This window comes from Nocardia sp. NPDC050793 (assembly GCF_040654065.1).
GTDB lineage: Bacteria > Actinomycetota > Actinomycetes > Mycobacteriales > Mycobacteriaceae > Nocardia.
The window spans coordinates 708655-723867 of the sequence record NZ_JBFAHG010000004.1 but is presented as its reverse complement, the minus strand read 5'-3'; the positions used below and the strand labels follow the sequence as shown (position 1 = coordinate 723867).

Annotated in this window: 14 protein-coding genes; 8 read left to right on the top strand and 6 right to left on the bottom strand. The window is 67.7% G+C overall.

Annotated features, from left to right (window positions below):
• Window positions 1-19: 19 nt before the first annotated feature.
• From mtnA to mtnC, 3 genes are read left to right on the top strand one after another with little or no spacing between them, the layout of a single operon-like run.
• Window positions 20-1687 (top strand): S-methyl-5-thioribose-1-phosphate isomerase, encoded by a 1668-nt coding sequence (gene mtnA / locus AB0H50_RS17950; RefSeq protein WP_357453315.1) that lies wholly within the window; start codon window positions 20-22, stop codon window positions 1685-1687.
• Complete coding sequence (locus AB0H50_RS17945; protein ID WP_357453312.1) at window positions 1684-2259, top strand: cupin; 576 nt, start codon at window positions 1684-1686, stop codon at window positions 2257-2259. Before mtnA ends, AB0H50_RS17945 begins: the two co-directional genes overlap by 4 nt.
• Window positions 2256-2939 carry an acireductone synthase gene (gene mtnC, locus AB0H50_RS17940; RefSeq protein WP_357453309.1) on the top strand — a complete coding sequence of 228 codons (684 nt, stop codon included), beginning with the start codon at window positions 2256-2258 and terminating at the stop codon, window positions 2937-2939. The genes AB0H50_RS17945 and mtnC overlap by 4 nt, the downstream gene beginning before the upstream one ends.
• Window positions 2940-2990: 51 nt before the next feature.
• Here mtnC and AB0H50_RS17935 read toward each other — a convergent pair whose 3' ends face one another.
• The 3 genes from AB0H50_RS17935 to AB0H50_RS17925 form a co-directional block, all read right to left on the bottom strand.
• Window positions 2991-3653, bottom strand: coding sequence for a hypothetical protein (locus tag AB0H50_RS17935; RefSeq protein ID WP_357453306.1), 663 nt, complete (start codon window positions 3651-3653; stop codon window positions 2991-2993).
• Window positions 3654-4055: 402 nt separating this feature from the next.
• Window positions 4056-4916: a helix-turn-helix transcriptional regulator gene (locus AB0H50_RS17930; protein WP_357453303.1), complete on the bottom strand. Its 861-nt coding sequence runs from the start codon at window positions 4914-4916 to the stop codon at window positions 4056-4058.
• Window positions 4917-5365: 449 nt separating this feature from the next.
• Window positions 5366-5800 (bottom strand): YdeI/OmpD-associated family protein, encoded by a 435-nt coding sequence (locus AB0H50_RS17925; protein WP_357453300.1) that lies wholly within the window; start codon window positions 5798-5800, stop codon window positions 5366-5368.
• 511 nt (window positions 5801-6311) lie between these two features.
• Here AB0H50_RS17925 and AB0H50_RS17920 point away from each other — a divergent pair.
• The 5 genes from AB0H50_RS17920 (at window position 6312) to AB0H50_RS17900 (ending at window position 13541) form a co-directional block, all read left to right on the top strand.
• Window positions 6312-9992 (top strand): nitrate reductase subunit alpha, encoded by a 3681-nt coding sequence (locus AB0H50_RS17920; RefSeq protein ID WP_357453506.1) that lies wholly within the window; start codon window positions 6312-6314, stop codon window positions 9990-9992.
• A 1-nt stretch (window position 9993) separates the two neighbouring features.
• Entirely contained in the window at window positions 9994-11769 is a 1776-nt protein-coding gene (narH, locus tag AB0H50_RS17915; protein ID WP_357453297.1) for a nitrate reductase subunit beta, read from the top strand.
• A complete protein-coding gene (narJ, locus tag AB0H50_RS17910) occupies window positions 11766-12446 on the top strand; it encodes a nitrate reductase molybdenum cofactor assembly chaperone (RefSeq protein ID WP_357453294.1) in 681 nt (226 codons plus the stop codon). The genes narH and narJ overlap by 4 nt, the downstream gene beginning before the upstream one ends.
• The gene (gene narI, locus AB0H50_RS17905) at window positions 12443-13201 is read left to right on the top strand and encodes a respiratory nitrate reductase subunit gamma (RefSeq protein ID WP_357453291.1); all 759 of its coding nucleotides are present in this window, start codon (window positions 12443-12445) and stop codon (window positions 13199-13201) included. Before narJ ends, narI begins: the two co-directional genes overlap by 4 nt.
• A 127-nt stretch (window positions 13202-13328) precedes the next feature.
• On the top strand, window positions 13329-13541 hold the full coding sequence (locus AB0H50_RS17900) for a hypothetical protein (protein ID WP_357453289.1): 213 nt from the start codon (window positions 13329-13331) through the stop codon (window positions 13539-13541).
• 82 nt (window positions 13542-13623) lie between these two features.
• Here the strand turns inward: AB0H50_RS17900 and AB0H50_RS17895 are convergent, their stop codons facing one another.
• The 3 genes from AB0H50_RS17895 to AB0H50_RS17885 all read right to left on the bottom strand — a co-directional run bounded on the left by AB0H50_RS17895 (window position 13624) and on the right by AB0H50_RS17885 (window position 15146).
• Entirely contained in the window at window positions 13624-14076 is a 453-nt protein-coding gene (locus tag AB0H50_RS17895) for a VOC family protein (protein ID WP_357453286.1), read from the bottom strand.
• Window positions 14077-14184: 108 nt separating this feature from the next.
• On the bottom strand, window positions 14185-14628 hold the full coding sequence (locus tag AB0H50_RS17890; protein WP_357453283.1) for a cupin: 444 nt from the start codon (window positions 14626-14628) through the stop codon (window positions 14185-14187).
• A gap of 182 nt (window positions 14629-14810) precedes the next feature.
• Window positions 14811-15146 carry a TfoX/Sxy family protein gene (locus tag AB0H50_RS17885; protein WP_357453280.1) on the bottom strand — a complete coding sequence of 112 codons (336 nt, stop codon included), beginning with the start codon at window positions 15144-15146 and terminating at the stop codon, window positions 14811-14813.
• Window positions 15147-15213: the final 67 nt, after the last annotated feature.

Below are 15213 nucleotides of genomic sequence, written 5' to 3'. Positions count from 1 at the left end.
CGACAAAGGATGCGCCTGAATGGACGACAGTTCCCTGGTCTGGGACGACGGTGCTCTGGTCACCATCGACCAGCGCGGACTGCCGCACGAGGTGCGGGAGCTGCGCCTCGGCACGGTGGACGAGATCATCGAGGCCATCAAGACGCTGGCCATCCGCGGCGCGCCCGCGATCGGGATCGCCGGCGCGTTCGGCGTGGTCATCGCGACCGCCGCGCACACCGTCGACGGCGTCGTCGACGAGGCGCGAGTGCAGGCCGAGGCCGACCGCATCGCCGCGGCGCGGCCGACCGCGGTGAACCTGGCGTGGGCTGTCGAGCGGGTTCGCACCCGTGTTCCGGCGGGCGCCGACGCGGTGCTCGCCGAGACCCTGGACATGCTGGCCGAGGACGGCCGGGTCAACCGGGCCGCTGCCACGCATGCCGCCGACCTGGTGCAGCGGCTGTGCGAGGACCGGCCGCTGCGGGTACTGACCCATTGCAACACCGGCCGACTGGCGACCAGCGCGTTCGGCACCGCCATCGGCACGCTGCGGGTGCTCGCCGAGCGCGGCGCGATCGAGAACGTACTGGTCGACGAGACCCGCCCGCTGCTCCAAGGCGCGCGGCTGACGGCGTGGGAGCTGGCCGAGGCGGGCATCCCGCACCGGCTGACCATCGACTCGGCCGCAGCGTGGGCGATGGCCACCGGTCAGGTCGACTGCGTGCTGGTCGGGGCGGACCGGGTCACCGCGAACGGCGACGTGGCCAACAAGATCGGCACCTACGCCGTCGCACTGGCCGCCCACCGGCACGGCATTCCGTTCGTCGTGGTGGCTCCCGAATCGACGCGGGACCCGGGCACGGCCACCGGCCGCGACATCGTCGTGGAGGAGCGGGCCGCGGCGGAGGTGACCGGATTCGGCGGCGTCGCAACGGCTCCCGCGAACACCGAGGTGTTCAACCCGGCCTTCGACGTGACGCCGAGCGAGCTGGTCACCGCAGTCGTCACCGAGAACGGAGTGGTGTACGGCACGAACGGCTCAGCGGGAGAAGACGATTCGGCGTCGGGCGCGGAACTCGCCGCCATCGCGAAGGAACTCTACGTGCGCGGCTGGATGCCGGGCACCGCGGGCAACCTCTCGGTGCGCGCTGGCGCGACTGCCGTGGTCACCGGCAGCGGACTGTCGAAGGGCGAGCTGACGCAGGCGGACATGGTGACGGTGTCCGTCGAGGACTCCGCCCCGCTGCCGGGGCAGGGACGGAAACCCTCCGCCGAGACCACCATTCACACCGCGGTGTACCGCACCACCGACGCCGCGGCCGTCGTCCACGTGCACTCGCCGTACGCGACCGCCCTGGCGACCGAAGCGGGCGCGGCCGAGCGGGAAACCACCCTGCGCATAACCGATTTCGAGCTCATCAAAGGGCTCGGTTCCGCCGATCCGACGGCGATCGATATCCCGGTGTTCCCCAATTGGCGCGACGTCCCGCGCATCGGCGCCGATATCGAGCGCTATCTGCGCGACAATCCCTCCGCCCCACCGGTGTTGTGCATCGCCGGGCACGGCATCACCACCTGGGGGGAGAATCTCTCCCGGGCACGTGATCGCGCCGAATGCCTGGAAGCCCTGTGCGAGCTGGTGATTCGCACCGGACGCAGGCACGCCTTCGCCACCCCCGCCGAGCAACTCGAGATTGGACTGACATGACCCTGCTCCAGGTGATGGCCGCCGGCAACGCCGCCGACGTGCGGGTACGGACCACCGACGACACCGTGATCGCCGCCGAGCTCGCCACGCACGGCATCACGTTCGACCGCTGGCCCGCGCTCGAGGACGCCGCCGCGACCTCCTCGGACGACCTGCTGGCCCACTACGCCGATCGGGTCGCCGAGCTGAACGACTCCGGCCGCTACAAGCACATCGATATCGCGCGCATCCACCCCGACGACGCGAACCCCGAGTGGCCCGCGATCGCCAAGGGCGCCCGCGAGAAGTTCCTGAACGAGCACCGGCACGCCGAGGACGAGGTGCGCTACTTCGCCGCAGGCCGCGGCTGCTTCTACCTGCACCTGGGCGACGAGGTGCTCGCGGTGGTCTGCGAGGGCGGCGATCTGCTCTCGGTCCCGGCGGGCACGCTGCACTGGTTCGACATGGGCACCCGCCCCGATTTCATCGCCATCCGCTTCTTCGAGGAGGAAGACGGCTGGGTCGGCGACTTCACCGGCGACCGGATCAGCGAGGGCTTCCCCACTCTCGACGAACTGCTCACCGCGTCGTGACCCGCGCGATCGTCCTCGATATCGAGGGCACCACCAGCCCGACCAGTTCGGTGCGCGAGGATCTCTACGGCTACACCCGGGACCGGCTACCGCAGTGGCTGGCCGACAACAGCGCCGACGCCGCGGCACCGGTCCTCGCGGGCGCCAGGGAGCTGTCCGGACGCCAGGACGCGGACACCGCCGAGGTGGCCGAGATTCTGCGCGGCTGGCTGGGCTCGGACGTGAAGGCCGAGCCGCTGAAGACCGCGCAGGGCCTGATCTGTCACGAGGGCTTCCGCAGCGGCGCACTCCACGGCGAGTTCTTCCCCGACGTCGCGCCCGCGCTGACGAACTGGAAGGCCGCGGGGCTGACGCTCTACGTGTACTCGTCGGGTTCGGTACGCAACCAGCGCGATTGGTTCGATTTCGCGCGCGGCGGCGAGCTCGGCTCGTTGATCAGCGGGTACTTCGATCTGTCCACCGCGGGCCCGAAGCGCGAAGCCGCGTCCTACGACAAGATCGCGAGCGCGATCGGCGTGACCGCGGCCGAGATCCTGTTCCTCTCGGACCATCCGGAGGAACTCGACGCGGCCGTCGCGGCGGGATGGTCGGCCATCGGGGTGCACCGGCCGGGCGAGCCCAATCCCCCGCGCCCACCGCATCGGTGGATCGAATCCTTCGCGGAGATCGATCCGGCCTGATCGTCCGGTTCCGGGTCCCTACCACCCGGACGCGGACAGGCGTGCCGGATGTCAGGCCCCGGACACCCGGACCTGCTGACGCACGGCGCCGATGCGACCGTGCTGGACCGTGGCGAAGATCCGGCGCGCGTGCACCGCGACGGGGCTGGTCGACCACGGCGCCAGCGCGGTGGTGAACATCAGTTCGCACCAGGACAGTGCGGGCACGTCGCCCGCGGCCAGCGTGGCGATGAGCGACATCTCGGTGTCGTTCCCGGCCCAGGCGGCCAGCAGCCAGGCCGCGTCCAGGCGGCCGAGGAACTCGTCCGCGTCCTCCGGCGGGCCGTGCGGCGTGTCCACCGCGAGGTGCACCGCGGCCGCGATCGCGTGCCGCATCTTGGCGTCGAGGCCGACGGCGTCGTGCAGCAACAGCGCCTCGAGCGCGGCCCGCAGCTCCACGCCGGGGTCCACCGTCGGCTTCGCACCCATCGGACCGATGTCTCCTGCGTTGCGGATCATGGGCAACCTTTCCTCGATGTCGTTGTTCGTAGGGGTGTCGACTGCGCGTAGATGCCTGCCGGACCTCGGGTCGGGCGCCTCGGCGTCGACCACACTGACCAGAGCGCCGGGATTCCAGTGGAGGCTGCCGAAGACATGGCACCAATTCAGGGCCGGATTGTCGTTCGCGGCCGCGGCCAGCGAGATATGCGGTACCGAACCGACGTCATCGACCATGAGCACTCACTCCCCGCAATGTTCGCGCAATCCGTTGTCGTTCGAGATCGATGCACAGTGTCGCAACTAATTGACCGACCTCGACGATAAACGGATCAAATACGTTTCTCGGACCGTTGTCCAGGCGAAGTGGGACTTCCCGCGCGCCCTGTGAGGTACCTACACCGACCAGTGGAAGTACCGCCACATCGGTTACCCGTTCACGACCACGGCATTTATCCCGCAACACATTTCGACAGCGTAACCCGCGCGGCACCGGAAACTGCGGAGCTTCGCCCGATCATGTTTCGCCCCAAGCGATTTCACGCACGCGCGGACCCGTGGCACGACGAGGCTACGTCGCGCCGAGAAGCCGGCGGACGCGCGGAGACCCTGGCGTGCTACGCGAAAACCGCGCTGCCGCTAGGGGTTCACAGCGGATCGAGCGCCGCGGGAGCCGTTGACCACAGTCCGTAGCGCCGCACCGTGCGGCGCCGGGTGCGGCGTGCGGATCCCGAGGAAGAATTGAATGCGTCCCGGGTGGCTCCCGGAATCCACCCGGAACAGCTGGACATCCAGGCTGAAGTGCTCGCCTGTTTCGATATCGCGCAGCCGCATTTGCGGGCTTTCCCGGCCGTACGCGGTTCCGCCCGCCGCCCACATCCGGCGGAATTCCGGATACTGCCCGAGTTCGTCGAGCAATTCGCTGGACCAGTCGCCGCCAGCGGACTGCCCGATGAGTCCGCGCAGCCAGTCGACGGTGAGCGCGGCCTCGCGCTCCCATTCGACCATCACCCGCCTGGAGAGCGCGTTGCCGAAGAACCAGCGCAGAACGTTCACGTCCTCGACAAGGCCGGGGAAAATCGCAGCGTAGGGGCCGTTGCAGGACAGTACGTTCCATCGGGTGTCCAGGTAGCCCGCCGCGTTCGGCTCGTGCACCGCGAGACCGTTGCGCATGTCCTCGGTGATCTCGGCGCGCAGCTCGGCGACCGTCGGAGCCGAGGCCTCGGACAATCCGGCCAGGTCGAACAGGTGCCTGCGCTCGGCATCGGACAACGGCGCGATCCGGTGCAGGTATCCGATGAGCGCCTCGACCACCACTTTGGTCGGGTGCGCTCGGTCGCCGCTCTCCAGGTGCGTGATATAGCTGGAGCTCACCCCTGCTGCGAATGCCAGCTTTTCCCTGGATACCCGCCGGTCGTCACGGAATCTACGCAACAACCCGCCGAAGGTCGGCGGACGCAGCAGATCCTCTGGGCTGACTTCGGTCGACTTGCGTGACACAGCTATTCGCTCCTATGAACCCGTAGATGTATCAACCATTTGGCTACTTCCAGGTGGCAGCGGCGCCAAATCTCCCGAGATGACAGCACCGCGGCCGCGAGGGGGTTGTCCATGGCTCCAATCGTCAATGATCCCGGCTGTTACCTATAGCGGAAGATATTAACTGACATCCCTTCTTTATATTCCGCACAGGCTTCGTGTCATGGCTATATTTAGGCAATCTTCACGCCCCCGAAAGGCGACCTCCGCCACTGCCATTCACATCGAGCCGCCGATTCGGCAGGACGCCGAGCAAACGGGCAGATCAGCCGGCACAACGCGATTTCGCGCTATTTCCAACCGGTCGGTTTCTTACGTGCGAAAAGTCACCGCTCCCAAGAACATTCGAGCGGGTCCGATTTCACGCATCGAGAAAGGCGGCCGAGCCAGGAAAGAATCGAGTGCGCGTTTCACCCGGCCGCGGCGACCGCCGCGTCGATCCGCCGGGCGCGTGTCTCCGGCCGCTTGGCGGACTCGATCGCACCGACGAGTTCCCTGCGTCGCGAATAGGAGAGCGCGTCGAAGGCCGGACGCGCACCCGCCGCGGCCAACGCGGCCGCCAGATCCTCGGGCACCTCGACCGTCCGCTCGGCCGTGTCGCGACTTACGGTGACAACAACGGTGTCGCTGGGGCCCTTGCCGAGCCGCTCGCGAATCGCCTTCAGCATGCCGAGGCACGGGCCCCCGCCCATCGTCACGATGGAGCCGGTGTACTCGATGCCGTCGAAAGTGACACGGACCGGAATCCGCCCGCCACCGCCGAGCGCGGCGACGACGGCAGCGGGTACCGCGATGTACGCGCCGCCACCGCGCGCGGTCTCGATTTCGGCCTCGAATCGCTGCATACGCGCAGCGTAATCACACCACCCAGGACCGTCGCCCGCGATCGGCAAACGAGTGGCGAACCAGAAGGCCCTGGACGAATCGGGGTCCGACATGGTAGCCACGAGGGTAGTGGGCGGCGCCACAATTCGGCCTGAACGAGCCCGCCGCATTGTGTTAACGATTGTAAACCGCCTGAGAACCCCCGGTTTCCAAAGCTTCACCGGCAAGGCCCCGAAACACCTGCCCGCTGTCGCATTTAGCCCGGTCAGCTCGCATCGGCCCAGGTCACGTACACGTCATCGGCGGCCGATCGCAACCGCCCAGTGACCGGCAGGTTGCCGCGACCTCACAACTCACCGGCGGCCATCGCGCGCTGTGAGAGAATCGTTTGGCCGCGCGTCTTCACCTCCTTACAGTCGGTGCAACAGCCCGATTTCACAGCTCGAAGGGGGCGTCGTGGTTAACTCACGCACTCATGTTTCGGCACCCTCCGATCCGGCGGGCCCGCTTTCCTCCGACGCCGGTGACGCATTGCTCCGGCTGGGCAAGTACTTTCAGCGCGGCGAGGTCTCCGCGGACCAGCGCAGCCTGCACAAGGTCGGCGGCCGCCAGGCCGACGAGTTCTACCGGGACCGCTGGGCGCACGACAAGGTGGTGCGCTCCACTCACGGCGTGAACTGCACGGGTTCGTGCTCCTGGAAGATCTACGTCAAGGACGGCGTGATCACCTGGGAATCGCAGCAGACCGACTACCCCTCGGTCGGCGCGGACAAGCCCGAATACGAACCGCGCGGCTGCCCGCGCGGCGCGTCCTTCTCCTGGTACACCTACTCCCCCGCGCGAGTGCGCTACCCGTACGTGCGCGGCACCCTGCTCGAGCTGTACCGCGAGGCCAAGGAACGGCTCAAGGATCCCGTGCTGGCCTGGGAGTCCATCGTCGAGGACCCGGAGAAGGCCAAGCGCTACAAATCCGCCCGCGGCAAGGGCGGTTTCGTGCGCGCCGAATGGTGGGAGGCCGCCGAGATCGCCGCGGCCGCGCACGTGCACACCATCAAACGCTACGGCCCCGACCGGGTCGCGGGCTTCTCGCCCATTCCGGCCATGTCGATGGTCAGCCACGCGGTCGGCGCCCGGTTCATCTCGCTGCTCGGCGGATCGATGCTGTCGTTCTACGACTGGTACGCCGACCTGCCGGTGGCCTCGCCGCAGGTCTTCGGCGACCAGACCGACGTGCCGGAATCGGCCGACTGGTTCGACGCGGGCTACTTGATCATGTGGGGCTCCAACGTGCCCGTCACGAGGACCCCGGACGCGCACTACATGACCGAGGCCCGCTACCGCGGCCAGAAGGTGGTCGTGGTCTCCCCTGACTACGCCGACAACACCAAGTTCGCCGACGAGTGGGTGCCCGCGCGGCCGGGAACCGATGCGGCGCTTGCCATGTCGATGGGTCACGTGATCCTGAAGGAGTTCTTCCTCCAGCGCGACACCCCGCGGTTCCTCGACTACGTCAAGCGCTACACCGACCTGCCGTACCTGGTCTGCCTGGACGACCCGGAGGGCTGGGACGCCGAGGGCGTGTACCACCACGACGGCGCGCTGGCGGGCAAGTTCCTCACCGCCGCCGACCTCGGCGAGACCGTCGAGGGGGCGGAGCACAAGCCGGTGCTGCTCGACGACGCGGGAAATCCCGTGGTGCCCAACGGTTCTCTCGGCCACCGCTTCTCCGAGGGCGACGCGGGCAAGTGGAACCTGGACCTGGGCGATGTCGACCCGCTGCTGAGTCTCTATGGCGCGGAAGGCAATCAGCCCGTCGCGGTGCGCCTGCCGCGCTTCGACACCGACAAGGCGGGCGTGCTGCTGCGCGGCGTGCCGACGATCACCGTCGCGGGCAAGCGCGTGACGACCGTGTTCGATCTGCTGCTGGCCCAGTACGGCGTCGGGCGCGACGGACTCCCGGGTGAATGGCCGACGGGATACGACGACGCCTCCACCCCGTACACCCCCGCGTGGCAGGAGACCATCACCGGCGTCCCGGCCAAGCAGGCCGAGCGCATCGCGCGCGAATTCGCCGACAACGCCGACCGTTCCGGCGGACGTTCGATGATCCTGATGGGCGCGGGCACCAACCACTGGTTCCACTCCGATCAGATCTACCGCGCCTTCTTCACCCTGACGCTGCTCACCGGCTGCCAGGGCGTGAACGGCGGCGGCTGGGCGCATTACGTCGGGCAGGAGAAGTGCCGCCCGGTGACCGGTTGGTCCACTTTGGCTTTCGGCCTGGACTGGCAGCGTCCGCCGCGCCAGATGCAGGGCACCGTGTTCTGGTACCTGACCAACGATCAGTGGCGCTACGACCCGTTCACCGCGCAGTCGTTCGCCTCGCCGCTCGGCAAGGGCGCGTTCGCGGGTCGCACCGCGGCCGACAACATCGCGCTGGCCAGCAGGCTTGGTTGGATGCCGAGCTACCCGACCTTCAACCGCAACCCGCTCGACCTCGTCGACGAGGCCGAGGCCGCGGGCGCCACCCCGGCCGACCACGTGGTGGCCGGGCTGAAGTCGGACGAACTGCGCTTCGCCTGCGAGGACCCGGACGCGCCGGAGAACTTCCCGCGCTGCCTGACCGTCTGGCGGGCGAACCTGCTGGGCTCCTCCGGCAAGGGCAACGAGTACTTCCACAAGCACCTGCTCGGCGCGGACTCCAACCTGCAGGCCACCGAGGCGACCGGCGTGCGTCCGCAGGAGCTGGTCTGGCGCGACGAGGCGCCGTCCGGCAAGCTGGATCTGCTGCTGTCCCTGGACTTCCGGATGACCAGCACCACGCTCTTCTCCGACATCGTGCTACCGGCGGCCACCTGGTACGAGAAGCACGATCTCTCCTCCACGGACATGCACCCGTTCGTGCACGCCTTCTCCCCCGCCATCTCCCCGCCGTGGGAGGCCAAGACCGATTTCGAGGCGTTCCACCGGATCGCCCGCGGCTTCTCCTGGATGGCCGAGAAGCACCTCGGCAAGCGCAAGGACATCGTCGCGGTGCCGTTGCAGCACGACTCGCCGGATGCGCTGGCGCAAGCGGGTGGCCGCGTGCTCGACTGGAAAGCCGGTGACTGCGAACCGATTCCGGGCAAGACCATGCCGAAGCTGGTGGTCGTCGAACGCGATTACCCGAAGGTGGCCGAGAAGATGGCCGCGCTCGGACCGCTGGTCGACACCCTCGGCGTCACCACCAAGGGCGTCACCACGCACCCCGACGCCGAGGTGGAGTACCTGGCCGGCGTGAACGGCACCGTGGTTTCCGGTGTGGCGCAGGGACGTCCGTCGCTGGCCAAGGACACCCACGCCGCCGAGGCCATCCTCGCGCTGTCCGGCACCACCAACGGCCGCCTGGCCGTGGAGGGCTTCGAGGCGCTGGAACGCCGCACCGGCACGAAGCTGGCCGACCTGGCGGCCGAGCACGAGGGCAAGCGCATCACCTTCGCCGACACCCAATCTCGGCCGGTGCCGGTGATCACCTCGCCGGAATGGTCGGGCAGCGAGACCGGCGGACGCAGGTACTCGCCGTTCACCATCAACACCGAACGGCTCAAGCCCTGGCACACCCTCACCGGACGCCAGCACTTCTACCTCGACCACGACTGGATGATCGAGCTCGGCGAGCAGCTGCCGATCTTCCGGCCGCCGCTGGACATGACCGCGCTGTTCAGCGAGCCCGGTGTGGGTTCGGTGACCGAGAAGGGCGTCACCGTGCGGTATCTGACGCCGCACTCGAAGTGGTCGATCCACTCCGCCTACCAGGACAACCTGCACATGCTCACGCTCTCGCGCGGCGGTCAGTCGATCTGGATGTCGGACAAGGATGCCGCGAAGATCGGTGTGGCCGACAACGATTGGATCGAGGCGATCAACCGTAACGGCATCGTGGTCGCGCGCGCCATCGTCTCGCACCGCATGCCAGAGGGCACCGTGTTCATGTACCACGCGCAGGACCGCGCGGTGGACGTGCCGCGCATCGAGGGCACGCCCGAGGTGAACGACGCGCGCGGCAAGCGCGGCGGCATCCACAACGCGCTCACCCGGATCATGATCAAGCCCTCGCACCTCATCGGCGGGTACGCGCAGCAGTCCTTCGCGCTGAACTACCACGGCCCCACCGGAAACCAGCGCGACGAGGTGACCACTATTCGCAAGCGGTCGCAGAAGGTGGAGTACTGATATGCGTGTCATGGCACAGCTCGCCATGGTGATGAACCTGGACAAGTGCATCGGCTGTCACACCTGCAGCGTCACCTGCAAGCAGGCGTGGACAAACCGCGGTGGCACCGAGTACGTCTGGTTCAACAACGTGGAAACCCGTCCCGGACAGGGCTATCCGCGTCAGTACCAGGACCAGGAGAAGTGGAAGGGCGGCTGGACGCTCACCAAGCGCGGCAAGCTCACCCTGAAGTCCGGTTCGCGAATGAAGCGGCTGCTCAACATCTTCGCCAACCCGGACCTGCCCACCGTGTCGGACTACTACGACCCGTGGAGCTACGACTACGACAACCTGCTGTCCTCCCCCGCCATCGACACCACGCCGGTGGCGCGGCCGAAATCGCTGATCACCGGCGAGGACACGAAGGTCACCTGGGGCGCGAACTGGGACGACGACCTCGGCTCCGGCCCCGAGCAGGTGGGCAAGGACCCGCTGCTGAACCGGCTCTCGGACAAGGTGAAACTGGAGTTCGAAGAGACCTTCATGTTCTACCTGCCGCGCATCTGCGAGCACTGCCTGAACCCGTCGTGCGCGGCGTCCTGCCCCTCCGGCGCGATCTACAAGCGCGCCGAGGACGGCATCGTGCTGGTGGACCAGGACAAGTGCCGCGGCTGGCGGCAGTGCATCACCGGCTGCCCGTACAAGAAGATCTACTTCAACCACAAGACGGGCAAGGCGGAGAAGTGCACCTTCTGCTACCCGCGCGTGGAAGTCGGCATTCCGACGGTGTGCTCGGAGACCTGCGTCGGGCGGCTGCGCTACATCGGCGTCATGCTCTACGACGCGGACAAGGTGCTGGAGGCGGCCTCGGTCACCGACACCAAGGATCTGTACCCCTCGCAGCTCGGCGTCTTCCTCAACCCGCACGACCCGCGCGTCATCGCGGAGGCCGAGCGTGCCGGCATCTCGCCGGAATGGATTCAGGCGGCTCAGGATTCGCCGGTCTACAAGCTGATCGTCGACTATCAGATCGCGCTGCCGCTGCACCCGGAATACCGCACCATGCCGATGGTCTGGTACGTGCCGCCGCTCTCGCCGGTGGTGGACGTGCTCACCGAGACCGGGCACGACGGGGAAAACCACGCGAACCTGTTCGGCGCCATCGACGCGCTGCGTATTCCGGTGGAGTACCTGGCCGAGCTGTTCACCGCGGGTGAGCTCGGTCCGGTGCGCGCGTCGCTGCAAAGGCTCGCGGCCATGCGGTCGTTCATGCGGTCGGTGAACCTCGGCGAGGAGCCGGATCCCTCGATCGCGCCCTCGGTGCGGTTGGAGCCCGAGGAGATCGAGGCGCTCTACCGGCTGCTGGCCATCGCGAAGTACGAGCACCGCTACGTCATCCCACAGGGCGCGACTTCGCGGGCGCACGAACTGGATTCGCTGGCCACCGGATGCAGCCTGGACACCGACGGCGGGCCTGGCATGACGGCATTCGACCAGATGGTGGAGAAGTTCCATCTGACCGACACCAATGGCGCTGCGCCGGATGAGAAGTCGAACCGGATCAATCTGCTGAATTGGGATGGTAAGAGCACCACGGGATTGGTTCCGTCCGGCAACGGCGCCGGATCGAATGGTGCTGCTCCCAACGGCTCTGGACCGAACGGCTCGGCGGCCGACGACGCGAAGGCGAACGGCAGCAACGGCGCTGCCACGGGCGGGGCCGCGAACGGCAGCAACGGCGCTGCCGGGAACGGTTCGTCCGACGTGTCCGCGGCCTCCAGCGGGGCGGCCCGATGAGTCTGCTCAAGCTGCGGCGGCGGCCCGAGCCGGCCGTACGGATGGCCGAGCGCGACCGTCGCCTGGTGTGGCGGCTCGCCGCGCTGCTGCTGGACTACCCGAGCCGGGACACGCTCGCCCTGGTGGACCAATTGTCCAGTGCAGCAGCGGAATTGCCCGACGAGATGCGGCCGCATCTGGCCGGGATGCTGACCTATCTGCGCACGACGTCGCCGATCGATTCGGCCGCCGACTACGTCGCGACCTTCGACATGCGACGGCGCGCCAGCCTGCACCTGACCTTCTACGCCTACGGCGACACCCGCAAGCGGGGCATGGCGCTGCTGCGTTTCAAGCACGCCTACCGGCACGCCGGAGTGGAGCTGGGCGATCAGGAACTGCCCGACCACCTGCCCGTGCTGCTCGAGTTCGCCGCGACGGTGGACCCGATCGGCGGTGAGCGCCTGCTCGGTGAGCACCTTCCTGTGCTCGAACTGCTGCGGCTCTCGTTGTCCGACAGCGGTTCTCCGTACGCCGGGGTGCTGGCCGCGGTGGTGGCGACGCTGCCGCCGCTCACCACGGCCGATCGGCGGCGCATCGCCGAACTCGCGGCCGAGGGCCCGCCGGAGGAAGAGGTCGGCCTGGAGCCCTTCGCCATGGACCCCACGATGTTCGCTCAATCGGAAGGCCGTCGATGAACGCCGTCCCGCACCTGCCCGTCGAATTGTGGCTGATCCTGCCGTACGTCGCGTTCACCTCGTTCGTGCTCGGCCACATCTGGCGCTACCGCAACGACCAGTTCGGCTGGACCACCCGGTCCTCGCAGATCTACGAGAGCAAGCTGCTGCGGCTGGGCAGCCCGCTGTTTCACTTCGGCATGCTCGGGGTGTTCTTCGGGCATGTGCTCGGCGTGCTGATCCCGGAGTCCTGGACCGCGGCGGTCGGCATCAGTGAGCACACCTATCACCTGATCGCCGTCGGCGCCGGTTCGGTGGCGGGGCTCTCCGTGCTGGCTGGCGTCGGCATTCTGCTGTACCGCCGGTTCACGGTGACCGCGGTACGCAAAGCGACCACCGCCAATGACAAGCTGATGTACGCCCTGCTCACCGCTGCGCTGGTCACCGGCCTGACCAACACCTGGGGCGCCAACCTGGTGTTCGGCACCTACAACTACCGCGAAACCGTCTCGCCCTGGTTCCGCAGCCTGTTCACCCTGAACCCGCAACCGGAACTGATGGTCGACACCCCGTGGCCGTTCCAGCTGCACGGGCTGGTCGTCCTGACCTTGGTCGCCCTGTGGCCCTACACCCGCCTGGTCCACATGTTCAGCGCCCCCATCGGCTACCTCACCCGCCCCTACATCGTCTACCGCCACAAGCAATCCAACGCCACCGACACCCGCCGCTACGCGCGCGCCTGGGACTCCCCGGTCACCCCGGAACACTGGCGCTGAACTCCGATGCCATTCGCCCCCACCGAGATCCGGCGGGGGCGAATTTCTCGTCCGGCAGCCACACGATCTACGGTTGCCGCACCGGCAAGCACGATGTGAGCATCCCGAAACTGCTCGGAGGAAATCAGTGAGCGAGGCAATCACCTATGACGTTCACGCGAGCCTTGTGGGCCGGTGGTGGGAAATCACCATTCCCGACCTCTACGGGGTCGATCCTTGCGGCCAAGCGCGCCATCTCGCCGAGGTCGGGTACGAAGCACGTACCATCATCGCCGCGAAGCTCAACGTGCCGCTGTCTCGGGTGGAATCGCGGTTGATCTCGTGTGGAGCCTCCACGTAACACCGGTGCTGAACACTGACTGAATTCGCCCTCACCGCGGCGGGGAGGGCGAATTCCCCAGGCGCAGAGGCTATTTCGGCTGTCAGGCGTTGTTGTAGGCGTCGCGGAGGACTTTCAGGTCCAGTTTGGACATGGTGCGCAGGACGGTGCCGACGGCAGCGGTTTTGGCCGGGTCGGTGCCGGACATCAGGTCGAGGAGAGGCGCGGGGACAACCTGCCAGTGCATGCCGTAGCGGTCGACGAGCCAGCCGCATTGGCCGGGAGCACCGCCTTCGACGAGGGCGTCCCAGAGACGGTCGACCTCGTCTTGGGTGTCGACGGTGACCTGGATGGAGGCGGCATCGGTCTGCGGGTGGCCGGGGCCGCCGTTCATGAGTGTGACCGACTGGCCGTCGAGTTCGAGGGAGACCACGAATGCCGAGCCATCGGGGTGGCGCGTGATGTCGGTGACGCGGGAGCGGGGCACCAGTTCGACGTAGCGGGCGGCGGCCTGCTCGGCCTGGGACTCGAACCAGAAGAAGGTGGTGACGGCCATGACGGGCTCCTTTGGGTGGTTTGACCTTGCTGTCACCCTTCGGTCGGAGCCGATTCGACGGCTTCGACATACTTCGGCGGAAATCTCGAGAACTTTTTTTCCGGCGGTTCAGGCGCAGTCCGGGGCCGGCGCGTCCCGGAAGAGCGGATCGCCCGTCGGCGGAGCGTAGACGACGTCGAGAACCAGCGGCTCCATACCGAGATTCTGTCCGATGTGCACGTTCCACTCCCCCGCCGGTTCGTAGATGAACTCCCCGGCGCGATACACCGGCGCCACACAATCCGGCCCCGGATGGGTGAGCGTGCCGAACCGAATGAACCCGAACACCGGCCCGTCGTGAAAGTGCCACCCGGTGGACCCACCCGGCCCGATCGTGATCTCCCGAACCACCAGATCGGTCCCCGCCACGAACGGCACCAGCCCCGCCGGAATCTGCGCCTGCCCAAGGGTGACCGCCGTGATGTCCGATCCGGGCGTAGCCTCCACCCGCCCCACCCCGACCGACCCGGCGAGCACCGCCGCAAGGACAACCCCGCGCACAATGGGCATCATCGCCGCAGCGTATCGAGCCCGCGATGGTCATGGAAGGACCGGCGGCGAATCCGTCCGAACTGTCCGACTCGATGGATCGGTATCCGCGGCATCGTTCGTCCGATCTCCTCTCGCGCCGACGCTGCGCGCGCTAGCTGGTGGCACCGACGCGAATGTCGCTGACGTCAGTGGGCAGTGGATTGCTAGCGCTTGGCGGGGAGGGAGCGGGCGTAGCCGACTCCGCGATCGACCCACTGACGCAGGGTGGTGTCGTCGTGGAGGGCGGCTGAGGTTACGCGGAGCCAGCCGTCCATTTCGCGGCCGCCCATGATCATGGGCGTCACGGAGTCGCCGTCGATCAGGGCGTCGCCCTCGGCGGGATCGATGCGGACGAGCAGTCCGCCCTGGCGGCTGGCCGCCACCGCCATGTTGCCGCCGATCAGGAAGGCGAGGCCGCCGAACATCTTCTTCTCGGTCACGTCGGGGCCGGGCTCGATCAGGTCGCGGATCCGCTCGGCCAGTTCCTCGTCGTATGCCATGGGCACAGTGTGGACCTGGGCACCGACATATACGACCGCCTGGATTCGCACCGGTCCCGCACGCGAA

Coding starts and splice junctions, on each gene's coding strand:
- AB0H50_RS17885 (WP_357453280.1), bottom strand. CDS start 15,146: ATGGCATACGACGAGGAACTGGCCGAGCGGATCCGCGACCTGATCGAG.
- AB0H50_RS17890 (WP_357453283.1), bottom strand. CDS start 14,628: ATGATGCCCATTGTGCGCGGGGTTGTCCTTGCGGCGGTGCTCGCCGGG.
- mtnA (WP_357453315.1), top strand. CDS start 20: ATGGACGACAGTTCCCTGGTCTGGGACGACGGTGCTCTGGTCACCATC.
- narJ (WP_357453294.1), top strand. CDS start 11,766: ATGAGTCTGCTCAAGCTGCGGCGGCGGCCCGAGCCGGCCGTACGGATG.
- AB0H50_RS17895 (WP_357453286.1), bottom strand. CDS start 14,076: ATGGCCGTCACCACCTTCTTCTGGTTCGAGTCCCAGGCCGAGCAGGCC.
- AB0H50_RS17935 (WP_357453306.1), bottom strand. CDS start 3,653: ATGGTCGATGACGTCGGTTCGGTACCGCATATCTCGCTGGCCGCGGCC.
- narI (WP_357453291.1), top strand. CDS start 12,443: ATGAACGCCGTCCCGCACCTGCCCGTCGAATTGTGGCTGATCCTGCCG.
- AB0H50_RS17945 (WP_357453312.1), top strand. CDS start 1,684: ATGACCCTGCTCCAGGTGATGGCCGCCGGCAACGCCGCCGACGTGCGG.
- AB0H50_RS17925 (WP_357453300.1), bottom strand. CDS start 5,800: ATGCAGCGATTCGAGGCCGAAATCGAGACCGCGCGCGGTGGCGGCGCG.
- narH (WP_357453297.1), top strand. CDS start 9,994: ATGCGTGTCATGGCACAGCTCGCCATGGTGATGAACCTGGACAAGTGC.